Origin of the sequence: Microbacterium sp. LS_15 (genome assembly GCF_041954735.1) — a bacterium.
Taxonomy (GTDB): Bacteria; Actinomycetota; Actinomycetes; order Actinomycetales; family Microbacteriaceae; genus Microbacterium.
Genome location: NZ_JAVAYD010000019.1, coordinates 1 through 20,175 on the forward strand (window position 1 = coordinate 1; position 20,175 = coordinate 20,175).

The 20,175-nt window shown below is 70.4% G+C and carries 18 protein-coding genes and 1 pseudogene; 7 read left to right on the forward strand and 12 right to left on the reverse strand.

Annotation, left to right across the window (positions count from 1 at the left end; genetic code table 11):
• Together RAC69_RS15810 and RAC69_RS15815 are read right to left on the reverse strand one after the other, a co-directional pair.
• A pseudogene (locus RAC69_RS15810) lies at window positions 1-916 on the reverse strand (hypothetical protein); the annotation flags it as partial.
• A 218-nt stretch (window positions 917-1,134) separates the two neighbouring features.
• The gene (locus RAC69_RS15815) at window positions 1,135-2,352 is read right to left on the reverse strand and encodes a glycosyltransferase (RefSeq protein WP_375087672.1); all 1,218 of its coding nucleotides are present in this window, start codon (window positions 2,350-2,352) and stop codon (window positions 1,135-1,137) included.
• 121 nt (window positions 2,353-2,473) lie between these two features.
• Here RAC69_RS15815 and RAC69_RS15820 point away from each other — a divergent pair, with 121 nt between their 5' ends.
• Complete coding sequence (locus tag RAC69_RS15820; protein WP_375087673.1) at window positions 2,474-2,932, forward strand: adenylyltransferase/cytidyltransferase family protein; 459 nt, start codon at window positions 2,474-2,476, stop codon at window positions 2,930-2,932.
• A gap of 13 nt (window positions 2,933-2,945) precedes the next feature.
• On the opposite strand, the gene RAC69_RS15825 is transcribed toward RAC69_RS15820, so the two are convergent.
• Window positions 2,946-3,338 (reverse strand): SIP domain-containing protein, encoded by a 393-nt coding sequence (locus tag RAC69_RS15825; RefSeq protein WP_375087674.1) that lies wholly within the window; start codon window positions 3,336-3,338, stop codon window positions 2,946-2,948.
• Window positions 3,339-3,440: 102 nt separating this feature from the next.
• Here RAC69_RS15825 and RAC69_RS15830 point away from each other — a divergent pair, with 102 nt between their 5' ends.
• Complete coding sequence (locus RAC69_RS15830; RefSeq protein WP_341935639.1) at window positions 3,441-3,704, forward strand: glutaredoxin domain-containing protein; 264 nt, start codon at window positions 3,441-3,443, stop codon at window positions 3,702-3,704.
• A gap of 68 nt (window positions 3,705-3,772) precedes the next feature.
• Entirely contained in the window at window positions 3,773-5,539 is a 1,767-nt protein-coding gene (locus RAC69_RS15835) for an aldehyde dehydrogenase family protein (protein WP_375087675.1), read from the forward strand.
• Between the two features lie 21 nt (window positions 5,540-5,560).
• On the opposite strand, the gene RAC69_RS15840 is transcribed toward RAC69_RS15835, so the two are convergent.
• Window positions 5,561-6,445, reverse strand: a complete 885-nt coding sequence (locus RAC69_RS15840; protein ID WP_375087676.1) for a neutral zinc metallopeptidase — start codon at window positions 6,443-6,445, stop codon at window positions 5,561-5,563.
• 66 nt (window positions 6,446-6,511) lie between these two features.
• Here RAC69_RS15840 and RAC69_RS15845 point away from each other — a divergent pair, with 66 nt between their 5' ends.
• Together RAC69_RS15845 and RAC69_RS15850 are read left to right on the forward strand one after the other, a co-directional pair.
• Window positions 6,512-7,501 (forward strand): malate dehydrogenase, encoded by a 990-nt coding sequence (locus RAC69_RS15845; protein WP_375087677.1) that lies wholly within the window; start codon window positions 6,512-6,514, stop codon window positions 7,499-7,501.
• Between the two features lie 52 nt (window positions 7,502-7,553).
• The gene (locus RAC69_RS15850) at window positions 7,554-8,030 is read left to right on the forward strand and encodes a recombinase family protein (protein ID WP_341935644.1); all 477 of its coding nucleotides are present in this window, start codon (window positions 7,554-7,556) and stop codon (window positions 8,028-8,030) included.
• A gap of 96 nt (window positions 8,031-8,126) precedes the next feature.
• On the opposite strand, the gene RAC69_RS15855 is transcribed toward RAC69_RS15850, so the two are convergent.
• The 3 genes from RAC69_RS15855 to eccCa all read right to left on the reverse strand — a co-directional run bounded on the left by RAC69_RS15855 (window position 8,127) and on the right by eccCa (window position 12,900).
• Window positions 8,127-8,417: a WXG100 family type VII secretion target gene (locus RAC69_RS15855; RefSeq protein WP_341935645.1), complete on the reverse strand. Its 291-nt coding sequence runs from the start codon at window positions 8,415-8,417 to the stop codon at window positions 8,127-8,129.
• Between the two features lie 19 nt (window positions 8,418-8,436).
• Complete coding sequence (locus RAC69_RS15860) at window positions 8,437-8,748, reverse strand: WXG100 family type VII secretion target (protein ID WP_341935646.1); 312 nt, start codon at window positions 8,746-8,748, stop codon at window positions 8,437-8,439.
• A 162-nt stretch (window positions 8,749-8,910) separates the two neighbouring features.
• Complete coding sequence (eccCa, locus tag RAC69_RS15865; protein ID WP_375087678.1) at window positions 8,911-12,900, reverse strand: type VII secretion protein EccCa; 3,990 nt, start codon at window positions 12,898-12,900, stop codon at window positions 8,911-8,913.
• 82 nt (window positions 12,901-12,982) lie between these two features.
• On the opposite strand from eccCa, the gene RAC69_RS15870 reads away from it, so the two are divergent.
• Both RAC69_RS15870 and RAC69_RS15875 read left to right on the forward strand, forming a co-directional pair.
• Window positions 12,983-14,317 (forward strand): hypothetical protein, encoded by a 1,335-nt coding sequence (locus RAC69_RS15870; protein WP_375087679.1) that lies wholly within the window; start codon window positions 12,983-12,985, stop codon window positions 14,315-14,317.
• Window positions 14,318-14,373: 56 nt separating this feature from the next.
• On the forward strand, window positions 14,374-15,858 hold the full coding sequence (locus RAC69_RS15875; RefSeq protein ID WP_375087680.1) for an FHA domain-containing protein: 1,485 nt from the start codon (window positions 14,374-14,376) through the stop codon (window positions 15,856-15,858).
• An 81-nt stretch (window positions 15,859-15,939) separates the two neighbouring features.
• Here the strand turns inward: RAC69_RS15875 and RAC69_RS15880 are convergent, their stop codons facing one another.
• From RAC69_RS15880 to RAC69_RS15900, 5 genes are all read right to left on the reverse strand, one after another.
• The gene (locus RAC69_RS15880) at window positions 15,940-17,250 is read right to left on the reverse strand and encodes a hypothetical protein (protein WP_375087681.1); all 1,311 of its coding nucleotides are present in this window, start codon (window positions 17,248-17,250) and stop codon (window positions 15,940-15,942) included.
• Between the two features lie 10 nt (window positions 17,251-17,260).
• On the reverse strand, window positions 17,261-17,620 hold the full coding sequence (locus tag RAC69_RS15885) for a hypothetical protein (protein ID WP_375087682.1): 360 nt from the start codon (window positions 17,618-17,620) through the stop codon (window positions 17,261-17,263).
• 127 nt (window positions 17,621-17,747) lie between these two features.
• Window positions 17,748-18,479, reverse strand: coding sequence for a DUF2510 domain-containing protein (locus RAC69_RS15890; protein WP_375087683.1), 732 nt, complete (start codon window positions 18,477-18,479; stop codon window positions 17,748-17,750).
• 61 nt (window positions 18,480-18,540) lie between these two features.
• Entirely contained in the window at window positions 18,541-19,293 is a 753-nt protein-coding gene (locus tag RAC69_RS15895) for a hypothetical protein (RefSeq protein ID WP_375087684.1), read from the reverse strand.
• Window positions 19,294-19,295: 2 nt separating this feature from the next.
• On the reverse strand, window positions 19,296-20,150 hold the full coding sequence (locus RAC69_RS15900; RefSeq protein WP_375087685.1) for a hypothetical protein: 855 nt from the start codon (window positions 20,148-20,150) through the stop codon (window positions 19,296-19,298).
• Between the last annotated feature and the right edge of the window lie 25 nt (window positions 20,151-20,175).

Here is a 20,175-nt window from a genome sequence, read left to right on the forward strand (position 1 = left end):
TCGGCGACGGCTCGGCCGTCGGCACCGGACTCGGCTCCACCGACGGTGTCGGCTCGGCTGTCGGCTCGACCGGCGCGGTCGGCTCCGGCGACGGGACAGGGATCGCCGTGGGCTGCGGTTCCGGGGAAGGCTCGGGTTCCGGGACCGGAACCGGGAGCACGTCGGTGGATGACACCGTGAGGTCGTCGACGTGGAGCGCGAGCGAGCGGTTCCCTCGCGACATGTAGGTCGTGATCCCGGACGTGCCTGCGGAACGAACCGCCTCGTCCGCCGCGTCCTCGACGGAGATCTGCCAGTCCGGACGTTCGGTCCCGAGCACCCACGCTCGCGCCCGGATCGTCACGGGATCCGTTCCCGCGGTCTCGATCTCCACGCGCACCGCGGCCCCGGCAGGCACCTCGTCGAGCAGAAGCAGGTCGGGGCGGAGCACGGTCTGCGCGTCGTCGACGTCGTATCGTGCGATCGACAGGACTCCCCGTGAATGCGTGTCCAGGCGGAACCGCGCTCCGTAGGATCCGGATTCGCCGTTCCGCGCCGTCACGATCGCCGTGGCACCGTACCCGACAGCCGGTGTCCGATCGAAGCTCAGCGTGGCGCCGACCACTCCGTCAGCCGCATACCCCGTCGTCGCCGAGAGGATGCTGCGGTGTCCGCCGCGGATCCGGATCGCCCCGGCGCCATCCTGCACGGACGCGACGAACGCGGGCACGGAGACGTAGTCGTCGCCCCACCCACCCTCGTCGTCCCTCGTGAAGGGGTCGTCCCACACCGTCGAGGGCGGGGCCGACGCATCGACGACCGGGTCCTCGGGGGCGGAGGGGTCCGGCGCGGCCGCGAGTGCCGCCTGCGGCGTGAGGCCGAGCACGACCACCAGGGCGGCGGTGAGGAGGGTACGGCGATGCCGGGCAGAACGCATATCGGATACCTATCGGGAGGAGGCGTCCGCTCTCGAAGATCAAGATCGGGTAACGGTCGAGTTCATCAAACACAGAGGCCGGAGAGTCCTCAAACCTTTGGCAGGCATCTCTCGGGAGATTGTCAGGTTCACCACGGAAAATACGCTCCGCACTTTGCTCGTATCTGAGCGGGCGCTCCGTTTCCGCTGAAGGAGGGCGGATCCGCGGGGAGCGTGCCTCAGAGCTCGCCCGGTTTCATCGCCTCCGCATCGATCGCCTTGATCACGCGCAGGGCGGCGGTATCCGCCTTCGGCTCGGACGGCGCGTCGGCGCCCCGCGCGCGCTTCGGCGCGTAGACGACGAGCGAGTGGAAGAGGAAGCGCGCGAAGAAGGCGACGACGAGCGAGAGCCCGGTCGCGAGAACGCTCGAGATGTGCCACGTCTCGACCATGAGGGCCATCAGCGGGATGCGCAGTGCGGCCTCGACGTTGTTGAACCCGAACGAGGCGGCGAAGCGCAGACCGAGTCCCCGTGCGTCGGTGCGCATGTCGGCGAAGACGAAGCGCTCCTGCAGCAGGAAGTTTCCGACGATCGTGACCTCGGCCCCGATGATCGCCGCCCACACGTAGGGCACGCCTGCGGTGGTGAGCGCCCACATGATGGCGAGGTTCGCGACGGCCCCGATCACGCCGATGAGCGCGAACAGCGACATCTTGCCGAACCGCAGGCGCGCGAGGTGGGCGATGAAGGTCGTCCCCTGCCGGAGGCTCGCCTTCGAGGTGCCGTGGCGCCGCTCGGCGAACTCCATCGGCACCTCGGCGATGCGCAGGTCGGTGCGGGCGAGGATCTCGAGAAGGATCTTGAAACCCTGCGGCTTGAGGGTCGCGAGGTCGAGCCGACTCCGGTCGACGAGGAAGAACCCGGTCATCGGGTCGGTACTGCGAGCGAGGCGGATCGGGAACATCGAGCGGGTCAGCCAGGTCGCCGCCCTGGACACGCCGAACCGCACCGCGGTGCCGAGACCGCTCGTGTCGCCGCCGCCCACGTACCGTGACGCGGCGACCACGTCGGCCCCGCTCCGTGCGTGCCGCGCGACGAGCGCGGGCAGCAGCTCCGGCGGATGCTGCAGGTCGCCGTCCATCACGATGCACAGATCGGATGCCGCGGCCCCGAGGCCGACGACCACGGCGCCGCCCAGACCGCCGGTGTTGTCGTCGCGGTGGATGACACGGACGGGCAGCGGCGCGTCGGCCGCGACACGCGCCACCTCGGCTGCGGTGTCGTCGGTGCTGTCGTCGACGAAGAGGATCTCGGCGTCGTATCCGGCGAGCGCGTCGGCGGTGCGTGCGACGAGTTCCGCGACGTTGTCGCGCTCGTTGAACGTCGGCACGATGACCGTGACCGCTGTCTGCACGGGTCCCCCTTCGGCGGCGATGACTCTCGCTGCGGCCTCCATCGTTCCACGGGTTGCTGTGCGCGGTGAAACCCGTCCCTGCTACACTGCTCGAATGCGGCTGTGGGAGTCGCTGGGCGGATGGGGATCCGCCTTCTGGGGAACTACTTGATCTGGGGAGATCATGCAGACGCGCATCGGCTATGCCGTTGGTGCCTTCGACCTGTTTCACGTCGGGCATCTGAACCTTCTTCGTCACGCCAAGCAGCAGTGCGACATCCTGATCGCCGGCGTCGTCAGCGACGAGATGCTCCGCCAGGTGAAGGGCATCGAGCCCGTCATCCCGACGGCCGAGCGCGCGGAGATCGTCAAGCACATCTCGTTCGTCGACGACGTGTACGTCGAGACGAGCCCGTCGAAGATGGATTCGTGGCGCGACGTGCACTTCACGCACTTCTTCAAGGGCGACGACTGGCGGGGCACCGAGAAGGGTCTGCGCCTCGAGCGGGAGTTCGCCGAGGTGGGCGTGGAGGTCGTGTACTTCCCGTACACCGCGCACACGTCGAGCTCGTCGCTGCGCCGTGCGCTCGATGCGATCACGGCCGGCGCGTCCGCACAGGCACCGGCGCTCGCGACCGTCTGAGCGCCGCGACCCGCTAGTTCGCGACGCCGAGCAGGCTGCGCGCCATGCGCGCGACGTGCGGCGGCGTGTGCGGCCCGAGCCAGACCGTCCACTGGGCGGGGGGCTCGGAGCACGTCCACTCGACGCACCACGAGTGCACGGCGTTCGCGAGGCGCTCGCCCTTCGCGTGCTGACGGATACCGTCGCCGCGCAGCAGCCACCGCACGGAGACCCCCTCGGGAACGTCGATGTGACGGAACTGGATGCGAGCGGCGGCCTCGATGAGGATCACACCCTCGGCGTCCCACGGCATGCGCGCGGCGATCGCGGCGATCAGGCTGACATCGGCGGCGTCTCCGGCGATGAGCACGGCTCCCTCGATGCGCTCCCAGTCCGGATCCTCGAGGTGCTCGCTCGCTGTCGTCATGCCGACAAGTCTAGGTAAGGCTTACCTAACCTGGCAACCCTTCGGGTCGCGATCCCCCGTCGTCCCGGCGCCGTGCACCCCACGCGGACGTAGCCTTGATGCATGACCTCTCCCGCAGCATCCACCATCACGATGTTCGGCGCCGACTGGTGCCGCGACTGCATCCGCACCAAGAAGCAGCTCGACGAGCTGGGTGTCGAGTACACCTACGTCGACCTCGTGGCCGACCCCTCGGCCGCCGACGTCGCCAAGGAGATCTCGGGCCGCACGAACATCCCTGTCGTGCTCTACCCGGACTCCTCGCACCACGTCGAGCCTTCGAACGCCGACGTCGAGGCCAAGCTGCGCGAGCTGTCGCTGATCTGACCGGGGCATGACCCGTCGCGGGGTGGTGCCGGCGGCATAGGCTGGAGACCCGTCCGAAGGAGACGCCGATGACTTCTGCGACCACGTCCGCCTCGCCCACCGCCGGCTCCGCCCAAGGGCCCGACCTCGACGAGGGCGAACGAGCCCGCCTCGACGCCGCGATCGGCGAGCTGCACGTCGGCGCCGCCACCTGGTCGGCGCTGACTCTCGCCCAGCGGGTCACCCTGCTGCGTCAGGTGCGGACGAGCGTCGCCGCCGCGGCGGAGGACTGGGCCGTCACGGCCGCCGCGTCGAAGCGCCTGGACGGACGCCATCCGCTGCGTGGTGAGGAGTGGCTGAGCGGCCCCTACAGCGTGCTGGGTGCGCTCGACGCGTACATCGACACACTCGCCCGCCTCGCCGACGGTCGCAATCCGCTGGATGGTGTGCGCGTGGGCCGTGCACCGGGCGGACGCGTCCGCGTGCAGGCGTTCCCCCTCACGGGCATCGACCGGTTCCTGCTGTCCGGCTTCACGGGCGAGGTGTGGCTCGAGCCGGGCATCACCCCGAACGGTGCCCGTTCCCGCGCCGGCCTGGCGCAGCGCACACCCACGGCATCCGGGGGTGTGGGACTGGTGCTCGGCGCCGGCAACGTCACGTCGATCCCGGTGCTCGACGTGCTCTACGAGCTGCTCGCGCACAACCGCACCGCGCTGCTCAAGGTGAACCCGACGCAGGACGCCCTCGTCCCCGTGTTCAAGAGGGCCCTGGCTCCGCTCATCGGCCCGGGATTCCTGCGCATCGTCCGCGGCGGCCCCGCCGCCGGCGCCTACCTCACCGGCCACCGCGATCTCGCATACGTGCACATCACCGGATCCGCCACGACTTTCGACGCGATCGTCTGGGGAAGCGGCTCGGGCGCCACGCGCCGCCGCCGGGACAACCGCCCGCAAATGGAGAAGCCGATCACCGCAGAGCTCGGCGGGGTCTCGCCCATCATCGTCGTGCCCGGTCCGTGGACCGAGGCGGACCTGACCTACCAGGCCGAGCACATCGCGACCATGCGCCTGCAGAACAGCGGCCACAACTGCATCGCCGGACAGGTCGTCATCGTGTCGGCGGACTGGGAGCAGGCGGATGCGTTCCGGGCCGCGCTGCGCCGCGCCTACGCGAACGCCCCGGAGCGGCCGATCTGGTACCCGGGATCGCCGTCGCGCATGGACGCGGCCACGGAGGACTACCCCGACGCCCTCGTGCTCGGCGACAGACTGCTCGTCGAGATCGACGAGGGACGGGATGCCGCGGCGCTGCAGAGCACGGAGTACTTCGCGCCGGTGCTCGGCGTCGTCTCGCTGCCGGGCTCCGGACAGGCGTTCCTCGACGCCGCCGTCGCGTATGCGAACGACAGCCTGCAGGGCACGCTCGGCGCCAACCTGCTCGTCGACCCGGTGACGGAGAAGTCGCTCGGCACCGGTTTCGAGCGCGCGATCGCCGCACTGCGGTACGGGTCGATCGCCATCAACAGCTGGACCGCATTCGGCTTCATCATCCCGACGCTCACGTGGGGCGCCTTCCCCGGCAACACGATCGACGACGTGGGCAGCGGGATCGGCGTCGTGCACAACGCGCTGCTGCTGGACGGCGTCGAGCGCTCGGTCATCCGCGGGCCGTTCCGTCCGTTCCCTCGCTCGCTGCCGCTCATCAACGGCGGAGGCCGGTTCACGATCCTGCCGACGCCGCCGTGGTTCGTCTCCGCGCGCACGGGTGCGCAGGTGAGCGAGGGCCTGACCCGGTTCCGTGCCGGCGGCGGGATCGCGGGGCTCCTCAGGACGCTGACAGCGGCGCTGCGCGCCTGAGCACACGGACTCGCGCCGAGATCAGAGCTCGTCGCCGGAGACCGTGAGGGGCTGCGAGCAGCTGTCGAGGCCGTTCTGGTAGCCGCTCGCGAACCAGAACTGGCGCTGCGTGCTCGATCCGTGCGTGAAGCTCTCCGGGTTCACCGTGCCGCTCGACTGCTCCTGGATGTTGTCGTCGCCGACCGTGAACGCGGCGTTCAGAGCATCCTGCCGCTCCGCCTCGGTGCTGGGCTGCAGGTAGGGCACGCCGTTCTTGTCCTTCTCGCCCTCCATCTGCCCGATCCACGCGCCGGCGTAGCAGTCCGCCTGCAGCTCGATGCGCACGCCGTTGCTGTCCGGCCCGGTGCCGTTGTTCGGGTAGCGCTCCATGTCGCCGGTGATGTATTGGATGTGGTGGCCCCACTCGTGCCCCACGATGTACAGCTGCGCGAGGTTACCGGCCGATGCGCCGAACTGCTGCTGCATGAGCTGGAAGAACGTCGGATCGATGTACACCGTCTCATCGGGCGGGCAGTAGAACGGCCCCACGGCGTTCGACGCCGTCCCGCAGGAGCTGGCCGTCGCACCGTCGACGATGATCAGCTGCGGCGGCCGGTAGTTCTCGACGTGGTCCTCCCAGTAGCCGTCGAGGGCGAGCTGGGAGCTCGCGACCCGGCAGTCGACGTTCTCGTTCGCGTCCTGGCCGGTCAGGCAGTTCTCGATCACGCTGCCCTCGGCGGGCTCGGACCCGGTGCCCCCGCCGCCGGACCCGCCGAGGAGTCCGGTGAGGTCGATGCCGAGCAGCGGACCGGCGATGAGCGCGATGATGCCGAGAAGGCCCACGCCTCCGGCACCGGCCACGACCGCGCCGCGGCCCTTGCGACGGGCGGTGTTGCCGGAGACATCGGCCTCGGGGTTGAAGGTCATGCCACGAGGGTACTCCGCCCGGGTGCCGCGCCCCCGCATCGCCGGCGCCCGTCGTAGGCTCGGGGCATGAGCACCACGATCACGATCACGGGCGCGGGCGGACAGATCGGCTACGCGCTGCTGTTCCGCATCGCCGCCGGAGACCTGCTCGGCCCTGACGAGAAGGTGCGGCTGCGACTGCTCGAGATCCCCCAGGGGCTCGGCGCCGCGGAGGGCGCCGCCCTCGAACTGCAGGACGGCGCGTTCGGACTGCTCGAGCACGTCGAGGTCACCGACGACGCAGCGGTCGGATTCGACGGATGCGACCTCGCGCTGCTCGTCGGCGCTCGCCCGCGGGGACCCGGCATGGAACGCGGCGACCTGCTCGCGGCCAACGGCGGCATCTTCGGTCCGCAGGGGGCGGCGATCGCCGCGAACGCCTCGCCGGACGTGCGCGTCACGGTGGTGGGCAACCCGGCGAACACCAACGCCCTCATCGCTGCGGCAGCCGCCGACGGAGTGCCGTCGGCGCGCTTCACCGCTCTGACGCGCCTCGACGAGAACCGCGCCCGCGCGCAGCTCGCTCAGACCCTCGCGGTGCCCGTCGACACGGTGCGTCGCGTGCCGATCTGGGGCAACCACTCGGCCACGCAGTTCCCCGACGTGTCGCACGCCACCGTGGCCGGCAGACCGGTGCACGAGGCGCTCGAGGCCATCGTCGGCGATGTGCCCGCCTGGCTCGACTCGACGTTCATCCCCCGGGTCGCCAAGCGCGGCGCGGAGATCATCGAGGTGCGCGGCTCCTCGTCCGTCGCCTCCGCGGCCAACGCGACCCTCGACCATGTGCGCGACTGGGTGCGCGGCAGCCAGGACTGGACGTCGGCCGGCGTCGTCTCGCAGGGCGAGTACGGGGTGCCCGAGGGTCTCGTCTGCTCGTTCCCGGTGCAGTCGGTCGACGGAGAATGGCAGGTCGTCGAGGGACTCGAGGTGAGCGACTGGGCGCGTCAGCGCATCGACGCGTCGGTGGCCGAGCTCGTCGAGGAGCGCGACGCGGTGACCGCGCTCGGACTGCTCTGACGCGTCACCGTTCGCGTCTCATTCAGGGCAGAATGGATGCCGGAGGTGCGCGATGAGCGAGACGATCGATCCCACGAGGGCGGCGGCATCCGTCGAGGAGCCGCTGACCAGCCCGCTGCACCTGCCGCACGCCGCGGCCGAGTGCCCGAAGTGCTTCACCGAGCTGCAGCAGAACCGTGATTTCTGGCTCGCCCGCCCCGACGGCTCGCGCCTCGTCGGACTCGTCGTGTCGCGCGACGACATGCCGTCGGTGGTCGAGCAGCGCGACGATCTCACGCGCTTCGGCGTGCCTATCGAGGGCTTCCGTCATCCGGCCCCCGACATCCTGGAGAGCTGGAACGACCGACTCTCCCGCCTCATCGCGACGCTGCACAAGGGCGACGTGCTCGTCGTCGCGAACATCCGCGCCCTCGGCCGTGACGCCGACGAGGGCGCCCGCACCGTCGCGGAGCTGCGCCGCCACGGCATCATCGTCAAGGTGCTCAGTCACAACGCGCGGCACCTCGCCGACGCCACCGCCGCGCGCTGAGTCGGCTCGGCCTCCGGCTCCTCCCCGCACGAGAAAGCCGGCTGCCACCCGAGGGTGACAGCCGGCTCAGAACTCACCGTGAAGGTGGCGACATCGTCACCAGCGGTTCATGTTCTTGTTCTCGTTCGCCTGGCCGTCGGCAGAGTCCTGCGAGACCTGGCGTCCGATGTCGGTCAGGAGCGCCTTCATCTCGCTCAGGGCCGAGTTCCACTGCGCCTTCGCCTGGAGGTAGGCCTCCGAGGCCGAACCCGTCCAGTTGGCCTGGAGGGGCTTGAGCGCGTCCTCCATGTCGTTGAGCTTGCTCTCGATGTTGTTGGCGCCGCGGACCAGGTCGGTACCCGCCGTGTCGACAGCGCCGAACTGCATCTTGTAACCGTCGTTACCCATAGTGTCTTCCCCTCCGATCTCAGCCGAGACGGCCCATGAACTTGTTCTGAGCCTGCGCCGACGCGTCGTCGGTCTGGGTGTAAGCAGACTGCGAGTCGCGCAGGTTCTGCTCGAACGTGTCGAGCGCGTTCGTGATCTTCCGCGACTTCTCCTGCCACGCCTGGAAGGTCTGCTGGAACGCAGCGGCGCCCGAGCCGGCCCAAGACGCACCGATGCCGGAGAGCTGGCTCTGAATCGAGTTCAGCTCACCGATGATGTCCGTTTTCGAACTGCTGACGATGCTGGCACCTTGCTGCAGGGCACCATCCGCTGCAGAGACTTCTCCTGCCACGGTCACCTCCTGGTCATAAGGGCTCTTGGGCCCCGATTGATCGACCCCGGATGGGGGCCGTGACGCCGATGCCCGGCGACAGATATCACCTTACGGGTCAGGTGCGGCGCTGCCCATGGGTAGCTCTGCCCACCTGTCGGTCGAACCTCGGACTCATCGTCGTCAGAGGTGGGACGAGGGCGCGTACGCGAGCTGCATGGTCTGCACCCCGCGCTCGCGCGTGATGACCTTGGCCCGACCGGGCACGGCCGGCGTCGCCTTGACGTTGCCGATGAGCGGCCCCTCGTCGGGGCTTCCCGACAGGAGGATGCCGGGAGAGGCCAGATCGCGCAGCGTCTGCATCACCGGCTCGAACGTCGCGCGGGACGCACCGCCGGAACGGCGGGCGAGCACGAGATGCAGGCCCACATCGGTGGCCTGCGCGAGCAGGGGCTGCAGCACCGCGATCGGGTTGCCCGACTGCGTGTTCACGAGGTCGTAGTCGTCGACCAGCACGTAGACCTCCGCACCCGTCCACCAGGACCGGTCGCGGAGCTGCTGCGGCGTCACATCCGGACCGGGCAGTCGTCCGCGCAGATACTCCGCCAGGCCGGCGAGCTCCTCCGAGGCCTGCTGCGCCGTCGTGTAGTAGCCGGCGAGGTACTCGTCGGGGATCTCCGAGAGCAGGGCACGGCGGTAGTCGACGACGAACACCTGCGCCGTCTTCGGGGTGGTCGTGCGCATGACCTCGCGCGCGAAGGCGCGCAGGAAGCTCGACTTGCCCGACTGACTGTCGCCGAAGACGTACAGGTGCGGGTTGCGACGCACGTCGAACGCGGTGGGCGCGAGCTCCGCCTCGTCGACCCCCAGGAGCACCTGGCTCTCGAGCGGCGTGCCGGCGGCGAGCTGCTGCAGACGCGGCAGCTCCAGCATCTCGGGCAGCAGCCGGAGCTTGGGGGCCTGCGGCCCCTTCCACGCCGCATTGACCCGCTCGATCAGATGCTCGACGCCCTCACCGAGGGTCTCCGGGTCTCCGGACCCGTCCACGCGGGGCAGGGCCGTCAGCATGTGGTGCTTCGACGGGGCGAGGCCTCGGCCCGGCCGCCCGAGCGGCACGTTGGCGGCGACCTTGCGGTCGATCTCCGAGTCGGTCGTGTCGCCGAGACGCAGCTCGAGCTTCGATCCGAAGGTGTCGCGGATGGCGGTGCGGAAGTCCATCCAGCGGGTCGTCGTCACGATCAGGTGCACGCCGAACGTCAGCGCCCGACCGGCGAGCGCCTGGATGCCGAACTCCATCTCGTCGAACTCGGCGCGGATCGTCGGCCAGCCGTCGATGACGAGGAAGACGTCGCCGTACCCGTCGTCGGCCTGCCCCCTGGCACGCAGTCGCCGGTACGTCTCGATCGAGTCGATGGAGTTCGCGGTGAAGTAGCGCTCGCGGGCGTTGACGATCCCCACGACCTCCTGGAACATGCGTCGCAGGACGTCGGGCTGGTTCCTGCCGGCGACCCCTGCGACGTGCGCCATCTTGCCGAACGGCACGAACGTGCCGCCCCCGAAGTCCATGACGTAGAACTGCACCTCCTGCGGGGTGTGGGTCAGGGCGATGCCGGTGAGGACGCTGCGAGCCAGTGTGCTCTTGCCGCTCCGCGCCCCGCCGACGATGGCGAGGTGACCGCCTGCACCGGTGAGGCTCATGACGAGGCTGTCGCGACGCTGTTCGAGCGGCCGGTCGACGATGCCGAGGGGGATGGTCAACGGCCCCTGCGCGCGCCAGCGCGGCGAGATGAGACCCAGCTGCGGGTCCTCGACCAGATCGCCGAGCATCTCGTCGAAGGTGGGCGGAACGTCGAGCGGGGGCAACCACACCTGATGCGCGGGCACGCTCCGACCCTTCATGAGCGAGACGGCGATGTCGAACGTCACGCGCTTCTCCGGGGCCTCGCCGGCAGCAGCACCCAGAGCCAGTTGCGGCTCCTCGGCGTCCTCCTGCACGTGCACGGGGGCGGCGGTGAACGAGCGCGCCTCGATCGCGCGGACCGGCAGGTCGCTTCCCGGCGCCTCCGCCGTCGCGCCGGGCTTGCGCCGACGAGTCTTCGGCGGGGCGGAGACGTAGGCCGCACGGAACTGGGTGAGGGTCTCGGCATCCGACTTCAGGATGCCGTGGCCACCGCCTCCGGGAAGGGTGAACGCGTCCGGCACGCCGATGACCGCACGCGAGTCGGCGCCGGAGAAGGTCTTCAGACCGATCCGGTACGAGAGGTGCGAGTCGAGGCCACGGAGCTTGCCCTCCTCCAGGCGCTGCGTCGAGAGCAGGAGGTGCACCTGCAGCGACCGACCGAGGCGGCCGATCGCGACGAACAGCTCGGTGAAGTCCGGCTTCGCGGCGAGCAGCTCGGAGAACTCGTCGGCGACGATCAGCAGCGCGGGCAGCGGCTTGAGATCGGTGCGACCGCCCTTGCGCGCGGTCTCGTAGTCGGTCACGTTCGCGAAGTTGCCGGCGTCGCGGAGCAGCTCTTGCCGACGCGTCATCTCGCCCTGGATCGCGTCCTGCATGCGGTCGACGAGCGTGAGGTCGTCGCCGAGGTTCGTGATGACCGCCGACACGTGCGGCATATCGGCCATACCGGCGAAGGTCGCACCGCCCTTGAAGTCGATGAGGACGAAGTTGAGGGCTTCGGACGAGTGGGTCATCGCCAGCGACAGCACCAGGGTGCGCAGCACCTCCGACTTCCCCGATCCGGTGGCGCCGATCAGCATGCCGTGCGGGCCCATGCCCTGCTGCGCGGATTCCTTGAGGTCGAGCACCATCGGCTGCCCCGTGGAGGTGAGCCCGATCGGCACCCGCAGCCGGTCCCGGGCGGAGCGCGGCTTCCACGCCACCTCCGGGTCGAAGTCGCGCACGTCCGGCAACGACAGCAGGTCGGTGAGCTCGGCGCTGATCGTGCGGGCACCGCCGGCATCCTCGTCCTGCGCCGCCTCGCCGAGGCCGGTGAGCCGCCGCGCGACCGCCTCCGCCGATGCGATGCCGAGGAAGTCAGCGGATGCCGAGACCGCACCCACACCGCGCCGCGCGACCGTCAGCGCCGTGCCGGTCTCGCCCTCGAGGATGAGCCGGATCGTGAGCGGGTCGGTCAGCTGGTCCCACTCCCGAGGGATGTCGAGCACGGTCACGCCGTCCACGCCGCCCTCCTCGTTCAGCAGGTTGCCCACCGGCAGCTCGACGCCGTCGGTGATCACCAGGATGTGCGGGACGGCTCCGCCGCCCCGGCCGCTCACCGGTCCGCGCGAACGGATGTCGGCGATCAGCGGCTCGATCTCCGCCCAGGAGGAGCCGATCCGGCGCGCGCCGCCCACGGCATCCGTCTTGCTCTCCGACTGCGCGTGCGGGAGCCACTTGACCCACTCCCAGTAGGGGAGGTCGACGCCGGATGCGATGACCGCGACCTGCAGGTCCTCCGGCGCGGCGAAGGTCACCAGCTGCGCGATCATGGCCCGCGCGAGGCCCCGTCCGCGCACGGTGTCGCCCACGAGCTCGATGCGTGCGCAGGTGGCGATGTTCAGACCGAACGGCAGGTCGGGCACCTGGTCGTGGGTGAGGACGAAGCGGTGCGCCGCCGAGGCGCTGACCGGGTCGAGCTGCGCGAGCGGCGGGATCGGAGCCTCGTCGAGCGTCATGACGAGCGGCTGCGTGGCCGTGCCGACCCTCGTCACCAGGAACTGCGGGTCGCCGACCGGCCGCTCCCACACGCGGGACCCCTCCTCCACGATGAAGGGCAGGGAGTCGGGGGCCGGCAGCATCCACTCCTCGTAGCGGCGCTGGCGAGACGCCACCTCGCGGACGGCGTCGCGCGTCTCGGCGAGGTAGGCGAGGTACTCGCGGCGGGTGTTCTCGACGTTGGTGGAGTGCTGCGACTTCTGCCGCCACATCTGCCCGCCGACCATCGACAGCGCCATGAACAGGAACAGCCCGCCCATGATGTAGGTGCGTGTGGCGTCGCCGCCCTGGGTGAGCGAGAGCACCGCGACGGACCCGAGGCTCCCCACCATCGGCAGTGCCATCATGAGGGTGTTCGAGGCACCTTCGGGCTTCGGGAGCTCCGGCGCCTGCTGCAGGGTGAGTTGGCCCCCGGCCGGGGGTTTCGGCGCACGGCGATTGCTGGTGGTGCTCACGACTGGCCCTCCTCGCGTCGCCTACTATTGTGGCAGGACGCCGAGATGAACCGGTATCGCGCGAGAACTTCGAGGGGCGGGGATGTCAGCGAAGACGATTCGCCTCACCGTCGCCGACGCGAACGGACGACACGACCTCGTCGTCGCCGCTGATTCCACCGTGTCAGAGCTCCTCGCCGTCGGCGGCGTGGACCTGCGCCGCTACGTGGGCACGACGACCTCCGGCGCGGCGATCGATCTCGACAGCACCGTCTCGGTCACGCCGGGAGACGGCGGTGTCATCTGGCTGTTCGACCGCACGCAGACCGAGGCGGCGTCGTCGGGTCGCGCCGCGCGGGCCGATGCGCCTGCCTCTCGCGCGCACCTGGCTCCGCTGCTGCTGGCACTGCTGCTCCTGATCACCGCGACCCTCGTCCTCTGCGCGGTGCTCACTCCGACGCCACTGATCGTGGGGCTGTCGGCCGTCCTGCTGCTCGCGGGCGCCGTGAGCATGCTGACCCGGCCGGTGGACGACTCGGCTCCGTCCGTGGCGTACATCGCGCCGCTGCTCGGCGGCGCGGGGGGCGCCGTCCTGCTCGCCGGCTTCCATGATGCGGGGGCCATGATCGCGGCCGGCCTCGTGGCAGGCGCCACGATCGCCTGCATCCGTCATGCCCAGGCGCAGGTGGCGGGCACCGTGCCCCGTGCGACGACGGCGGTCGTCGCCGTGCTCTGGTCGGTGTTCGCGGTCGTCGACACCGCCGCGTTCCTCGTCGAGATCCCGGCCACGACGATGACGGCCGTGCACATCGCCTGCGCAATCCCGATCTTCCACTACATGCGCGCGGCAGCACTCGACGTCGACGCGAACGAGCTGATCGACACGCCCTTTGTGATCCGCGACGCGCAGGGGTTGCGATCGGGAACTCCGATCCCTCCGTCCCCGGTGCATGCCGAGGCCGCTGCACGGCAGTACTTCCTCGCGCGACGCCGCTCGGAAGCGGGCATTGTGATCGCCTGCACGCTCGCGATGCTGTCGGCCCTCTACGCCGTGCCGACGGCCGTCGACCGGTCGATCGAGTCGTGGTGCGTGCTGGGCGGGTCGCTCGGCGCCGGCTGCTACTTCCTCCTCACCTCGCGGACGGTGCGCAACGGCATCTCCCGAGCAGCCGCCCTGGTCACCGGGACCGTCATCGCGGCCATCTCGGCGACTGCCCTCATCCTCGCCCTGCAGCCCAGTGGGCTGCTGGTCTCGCTCGCGCTCCTGCTGGCGGGCGTCGTGGTCGGATGCCTGACGGTGCCGCTCGCCCGAGACTGGCGGTCGCTCGGATGGTCGCGCACCGGCGACATCGTCGAAGGGCTGCTCCTCGCGCTGGCCCCGGCCGCCCTGCTGTACGGCTCCGGGATCGCCGGACAGATTCTGGAGGTCTTCTCGTGACCGTCTCCCCGCCCGCCGCTCCGCTGCGATCGCGGACACGAACGACTCCCCCGCCCGTGCCGACGACGATCGCCGCCCCGGCGACGTCCGGCCAGCGCGCCGGTGCGTACCTGATCGACGTCGCGATCGTGGCAGCCGTGGCCGTCGCGATCTGGTTCACCACGGGATCGCTCGTCCTCGCGGCGGTCGCCGTGGTCGAGCTGTGGGCCATCGGATGGGTCTGGGAAGGCCACACCGGCGCGACGCCGGGCAACCTCGTCTGCGGCATCCGCACCGTGCAGCGCGACGGCGATCTCAGCGTGGGAGCACTGCGGCTGTTCCCCCGGAGTCTCGCGATGGGTCTGTCGCACGTCGTGCCCGTGCTGCTCCCGGTCGGGTTGACCGCCTCGGGTCTGCTCGACGGCCTCGCCGGCGCGCGGGTGATCGACGTCCGCAAGAGCCGCGTGATCGCGCAGAACGGAGCGCCCCGCACCCTCGATCTGACGGCACGGGTGACCGGCGCCGACTCCTCGACCACCGCCATCGCCGATCAGCCGGGCGTCATCACCCAGACCCCGCTCACGGCGGCGCCGGCCGCGATCGCCGCCCCGACGCCGACCGCGGCGCCCGCACCGCAGAGCGACGCGGGCACCGTCCCGGCCTTCGTCCTCTCGGACGGCACGGTGATCCAGGCGACCGGTCTGGGGTTCATCGGTCGGGCGCCGCGCGCCCCGGAGTCGATCCCCGACGCGATCCTCATCCGCGTCCCGGAGGGCAGCCGTTCGCTGTCCCGCACGCATGCCGCGTTCGGCCTCGAGGACGGTCAGCTGTGGGTGCAGGACCTGGGGTCGGCGAACGGCGCGTCGGTCCGTCACGCCGACGGGACGGTCTCGGAACTCACTCCGCACGTTCCCGGGTTCCTCGTTCCGGGGGACGTGCTCGTGCTCGACACCGATGCCGAACTGGCCTACCGACGCATCGTCGCCCGGGGCGGCCGGCCGACCGGATCCGCGTCCGACGCACCCTCGGTCTCGGCCAGGCTCGGGCCTGCGCAGACCCCGGCGGCTCCGGCCGCACCGGATGCGGCCCCACAGATCGCGCGCCCCGCGCCCGCGCCGACAGCCGAGCCGGTACCGCCGGCGCCCGAGCCTGCAGCGCCCGCGGCCGCGGCGCCCGCGGCCGCGGCGCCCGCGCCGACTCCGGCACCTCCTGCCCCCGTGGCAGTGGCACCGGTCATCGCCCTGCTGTTCCAGGACGGCACGACCGTGCCCATCCACGGCCTCGGCTACATCGGACGCGCGCCGCGTCTGCCGGAGGGCGAGCGGGCGGATGCCGTACTCGTCGCCGTTCCGGACGGAGACCGCTCGGTCTCGCGCACGCACGGACGATTCGGCATCGTCGACGGGCAGACCTGGTTCGAGGATCTCGGGTCGGGCAACGGCTCGTCGCTGCGCACCGAGGACGGCCGGACCGGACCGATGACGCCCCACCAGCGATTCGGCCTGATCCCGGGCACCGTGCTGCAGCTCGGCGAATGCGTCATCCGGGTCATCGCCGTGTGAGACCAGCCCGCGGCATCCGATCGGAGCAGAAAGAGAAGCCGCTCACCCGCATGCGGGTGAGCGGCTTCTGCGTCTGGTGGACTACCAGCCGAGCTCTTCGCGCCCCTCCGACGTCGAGCGTCCGGCGGCACCCGCCGAACCCATGTCGGGCACGGACTCGTCGTCGTCCGCTTCGACCTCGAACGCCATCAGGTCCTGGCCACGGCGGCGGTTGCGCTTGTCGGCGCGACCGGCTCCGCCGGCCATCGCGCCTCCGGCCATGGCACCGCCTCGGCCACCGGCCGCCGCGCCGGACTGGGCGACGACTCCGGTCGCTCCCGGGGCTCCTGCGCCGCCCACACCGCCGACGCCGCCAACGCCGCCAACGCCGCCTGCGATGAGGCCGGCACCGCCGCTGAGACGATTCGCGAGGGCCGCGCCTCCCGCGAGTCCTGCACCGCCCACGACCCCGCCGACGCCTGCGCCGACCGAGCCGGCACCGCCGCCGGTGGTGCCACCGGGGAACGCGCCGTTGCCACCCGGACTCACGCCGGGGATCTCGCCGCCGATGCCTCCGTCGATGCGGGGATCGTCGTCCCTCGGGCGGGGGAAAGGCGGCTCCTCGATGACAGGAGGGTTGACCGGAGGCTCCCGGATGATCGGCGGGCGACCAATGGTGCCGTTGTCGTTGTCGTTGCCGTTGCCGCCGTTCCCGCCGCCGCCGTTGCCGCCGCCGTCGATCACCGAGCCGCCGCCGACGCTGCCGTTGCCGCCACCGCCGGAGCCACCACCGCCGTTCACGCCGGGGTAGTCGATCGGCGTGCGCCCTCCTGGCCCCTCGCCGTCCTTCGGTTCGTCGGTCGGCTTGTGCTCGTCGTAGTCGCTCGTCGGCATCCCGTCGATGATCTCCTGCAGACGCTGGTCGAGGGCGTCCGCGAGCTTGCGGGCCTCCTCTTCCTGGGCCGCGGCCGCCTGGTCCAGGTAGTGCTGCTGGGCCTGAGCGGGGGTCATCGTCACGCCCGGCGACACCTGCACCGGGCTGTCGGTCTTCGCCGCCATGTCGATCGTGTTCTGCTGCTCGGCGGAGAGCCCGGTTCCCGGAAGACCGGAGGTACCGCTCGCCGTCTGCTGCAGCGCGTCATCCGCATCGGCGATGGCCTTGTTCAGCGCTTCCTGGTACTCGCCGAAGCTGACGAGGTCCTTGCGGATCTTGGTGAGCGCTTCGGCCACTGTCATGCCGAACTCGCCCTCGAAGCCCTCGGTGCGCGCCGCCTTCTGCACGTTCGAGGCGACGGTCTCCACCGCCGTGCTGGCGACCGTGCGCTGGATCGACTGCGCGCCCCGCATCGAGACGGTCCAGATATTCGATCGATTCTGCTTGAGCCTCTCGAGGCGCTCGACGTTCTGTCCCACGGTGTCCTCCTCAGACGGCGATCGGCTTGTTCGTCGAACCCACGGCCTTGTAGAGCAGGTTCTGGTACGCGACCTTCTGGTCGGCGTCGAGCTGGTTCGTCTCCTGAATCGCCTTGTCGAGATTCACGAACGCGGCGTTGAGGTCCAACTGGATCGAATCGAGCCACTTGATGGCCGCGGCGTATCGGGCATTGAGCACCTCGACGAGATCGACGGACTTCCCATCAGCGGTCCACAGAGTGGAGGTCTGCCCCTCGGCGAGATGCTCGAGAGTGGCGCGCGACTGCACCAGCGTGTCCCAGGCCTCTTTGATCAGGTCGATCTGCGTCTGGGCCGTGTCTTCGTTCATCCCGAAGTCGGGAATCATCATCATGATCATTGCGCTCCCCCTCCGAAGATCCTGCGCGCACCACGATGATAGCCCGGGGCACGCACGGACTCCATGGGGAGAGCTCCCCATGGAGTCCGTGCGGTCGTCGTCGCGGTCGGGCGCGCGCCTAGCCCTGAGGGTCGCAGGCGAGCGTGGCGTCCTCGATCACCTGAACGGCGAGCTCGCGCTCGGATGGCAGGGGGTCGGCTCCCGCGACGAGGAGCTCGACACTGTCGTCGGAGAGGTCTGAGTCGTAGACGTACTGCCCGACGCACGGGTAGAAGTCGGGCATGTCGTCGTAGGTGGTGAGCCCGTTCGCGCGGTTGACCTCCGCAGCCGCCGCGCCGATCTCCTCGGGCGACGGGCGGCTGTCGCTCGCGTCGGTGGACGGATCCGAAGGCTCGGCGGAGGGCGACGGGACGCTCGTGGCCGGAGCCGTATCGATCGGCGCCGGCGCGTTCGCCAGCAGGGTCACGACGAGGACGACGACTCCGATCACGCCACCCACGACGGACAGGATCATGCCTACGATCGACGGCCACTTCGCCGCACCCTTCGTGAACAGACCGATCAGCGACACCACGAAGCCTGCGAGCAGAAGGACCACGCCGATCCCGAACACGACGGGGATGCAGGCCAGGATCGTGCCGAGCACGGCCAGACCCAGTCCGACGAACCCGAGGATCGGCGACCGGCGGGCTGCTGCGGGCGGAGCCGAGGGAGCCTGCGCCTGCGCGCTCGCACCGGGCTGCGGGGAGCCTGCGTCGTGAACGGGCGCGTAGTCGTCGGTCCACCGTGCACCGTCCCACCAGCGCTGTCGCCCTGAACCGTCGTCGTACCACCCAGCCGGCATGCTCATGCGCTCACCCTCCTCGTCGCTGCGGTCCGCATCACGCGAACACCCATCCTACGGCGGAGCGTCAGCTGACGACCGCACCCTGGGGATCGAACGCCTCGAGCAGTTCGAGATCATCCGGCGTCACGATGCGCGCACCGACGGCGTGCTCGACGAGGCGCGAGCGCACGGCATCGGGCATCCGACCCTCGGAGTCTCGATGCAGGCCGCGCACGCCGTGCCGCGCGAACTTGTCGCACAGGCTTCCGGCCCTGCGCTCGAGCTTGGCCAGAGGCCACCCCAGGCGGACCGCCACGTCGTCCATCGGCGGCAGACGCACGGACCCCTGGGCCGCCTGGCGGAGCATGGGCTCCGCCAGGGCGGTGAGCACGATCTTCTGCACCGGGGAGAGAAGACCGACCACGTCTGCCTCATCGGGCGTCGAGGCCCAGGGGGTGGACACCTGATAGAACGGGGACTCCGTCGACAGCTCGATCTCATACGTCGTCGGCCCCGCGGTGAACATCACCGTGGTCGCCGGGAACACCAGCGGCGTCGACTCCCCGGGGGCGAGCAGCGACTGCGCCATCCCGTCGGCGGACGCGACGGAGGCCGTCAACCGCGATCCGACGTTCGACAGCCACCAGATGCCCTCGCGCTGCTCGAGCTCCAGGAAGCGCCGGTGCACGTACTGGTTGTCGTCCATGGCGAGGTCGGCGCCCCGCCCGATGACGAACGTCGAGCCGGCCGGGATGCGCTGCCGCCGACCGCCGAAATCGAGATCGATCGCCGCGCCCGCCTGGGTCTCCCGGCTCGCCGTCCCTCCCGAGTCCGCCATCGTCACGCCGTGTGACGGGGCCAGGCCCCGCCGGGGAAGGCGCTGACCGCACCGAGCTCGTTCGTGACCTGGGTCATGAAGTCGGCGGCGGCCTGGTTGGCGGTCAGGATGATGTTCACGAGGTTCACGACGTCCGCGATGAACGAGACGACCTCCATGATGATCGTGGCCACACCGCCCGGCGCGCCCCACACCGAGACGATCTCCGCGATGCCGAGGCCGACGCCGACGGCGGTGGTGAGGGCGGCGATCGAGAATGCGACCCAGAAGTCGACGATGGCGTCGGCGAACGTGTTCAGCTGCTCGTCGATCATCGTGCACTTGGCGTAGATGCTGTCGGATGCCGGCTGCTGCAGTTCCACGCGCGCCGAGTAGGCGTTGTACGCCGCGCCCGTCCAGTGACCGGTGCTCGGGAGCGAGGACAGGACCACCGTGGAGGTCGCGACGGTCGCCGGCGTGCCGACGTTCCGCACCCAGCTGATCCCCGTCTGACGGAGCGTCGTCGGGCTTCCGACGTACGCGAAGATCTCCGCTGTCTTCGAGATCGCCTCGTTGACCTTCTCGAACATCCTGCGGATGAGGTCGTTGATCCGGTCGATCAGGTCGCCGATGAACGGGATGTGACCGGCGAGCTCGAGGACGCCGTTGATGAGGTCGACGACGGAGCTGGCGGCGTCGACGAACTCCGTGAACTTCGAGCGTGAGCGGTCGACGTCGCCCGCGTTGTCGCCACCACCGTGCGGGGTGCCGCGACCACCGGAGGGCGAGCCGGGGCCGTCCCCGTGCGGGGTCGTGCGGCCGACGGGTGCGTCGGGACCGTCCGGTCGCGGACGGGGAGGCGAAGGGATTCTAACCATGGTGCCGTCTTCTTCCAGTCGTGAA

Excerpts from the sequence above, each read along its gene's own strand:
- RAC69_RS15870 (WP_375087679.1), top strand. The coding sequence starts at position 12,983 with ATGTCAGCGAAGACGATTCGCCTCACCGTCGCCGACGCGAACGGACGA.
- RAC69_RS15885 (WP_375087682.1), bottom strand. The coding sequence starts at position 17,620 with ATGATGATTCCCGACTTCGGGATGAACGAAGACACGGCCCAGACGCAG.
- RAC69_RS15835 (WP_375087675.1), top strand. The coding sequence starts at position 3,773 with ATGACTTCTGCGACCACGTCCGCCTCGCCCACCGCCGGCTCCGCCCAA.
- RAC69_RS15855 (WP_341935645.1), bottom strand. The coding sequence starts at position 8,417 with ATGGGTAACGACGGTTACAAGATGCAGTTCGGCGCTGTCGACACGGCG.
- RAC69_RS15840 (WP_375087676.1), bottom strand. The coding sequence starts at position 6,445 with ATGACCTTCAACCCCGAGGCCGATGTCTCCGGCAACACCGCCCGTCGC.
- RAC69_RS15895 (WP_375087684.1), bottom strand. The coding sequence starts at position 19,293 with ATGGCGGACTCGGGAGGGACGGCGAGCCGGGAGACCCAGGCGGGCGCG.
- RAC69_RS15900 (WP_375087685.1), bottom strand. The coding sequence starts at position 20,150 with ATGGTTAGAATCCCTTCGCCTCCCCGTCCGCGACCGGACGGTCCCGAC.
- RAC69_RS15890 (WP_375087683.1), bottom strand. The coding sequence starts at position 18,479 with ATGAGCATGCCGGCTGGGTGGTACGACGACGGTTCAGGGCGACAGCGC.
- RAC69_RS15830 (WP_341935639.1), top strand. The coding sequence starts at position 3,441 with ATGACCTCTCCCGCAGCATCCACCATCACGATGTTCGGCGCCGACTGG.
- RAC69_RS15820 (WP_375087673.1), top strand. The coding sequence starts at position 2,474 with ATGCAGACGCGCATCGGCTATGCCGTTGGTGCCTTCGACCTGTTTCAC.
- RAC69_RS15850 (WP_341935644.1), top strand. The coding sequence starts at position 7,554 with ATGAGCGAGACGATCGATCCCACGAGGGCGGCGGCATCCGTCGAGGAG.
- RAC69_RS15815 (WP_375087672.1), bottom strand. The coding sequence starts at position 2,352 with ATGGAGGCCGCAGCGAGAGTCATCGCCGCCGAAGGGGGACCCGTGCAG.
- RAC69_RS15845 (WP_375087677.1), top strand. The coding sequence starts at position 6,512 with ATGAGCACCACGATCACGATCACGGGCGCGGGCGGACAGATCGGCTAC.
- RAC69_RS15825 (WP_375087674.1), bottom strand. The coding sequence starts at position 3,338 with ATGACGACAGCGAGCGAGCACCTCGAGGATCCGGACTGGGAGCGCATC.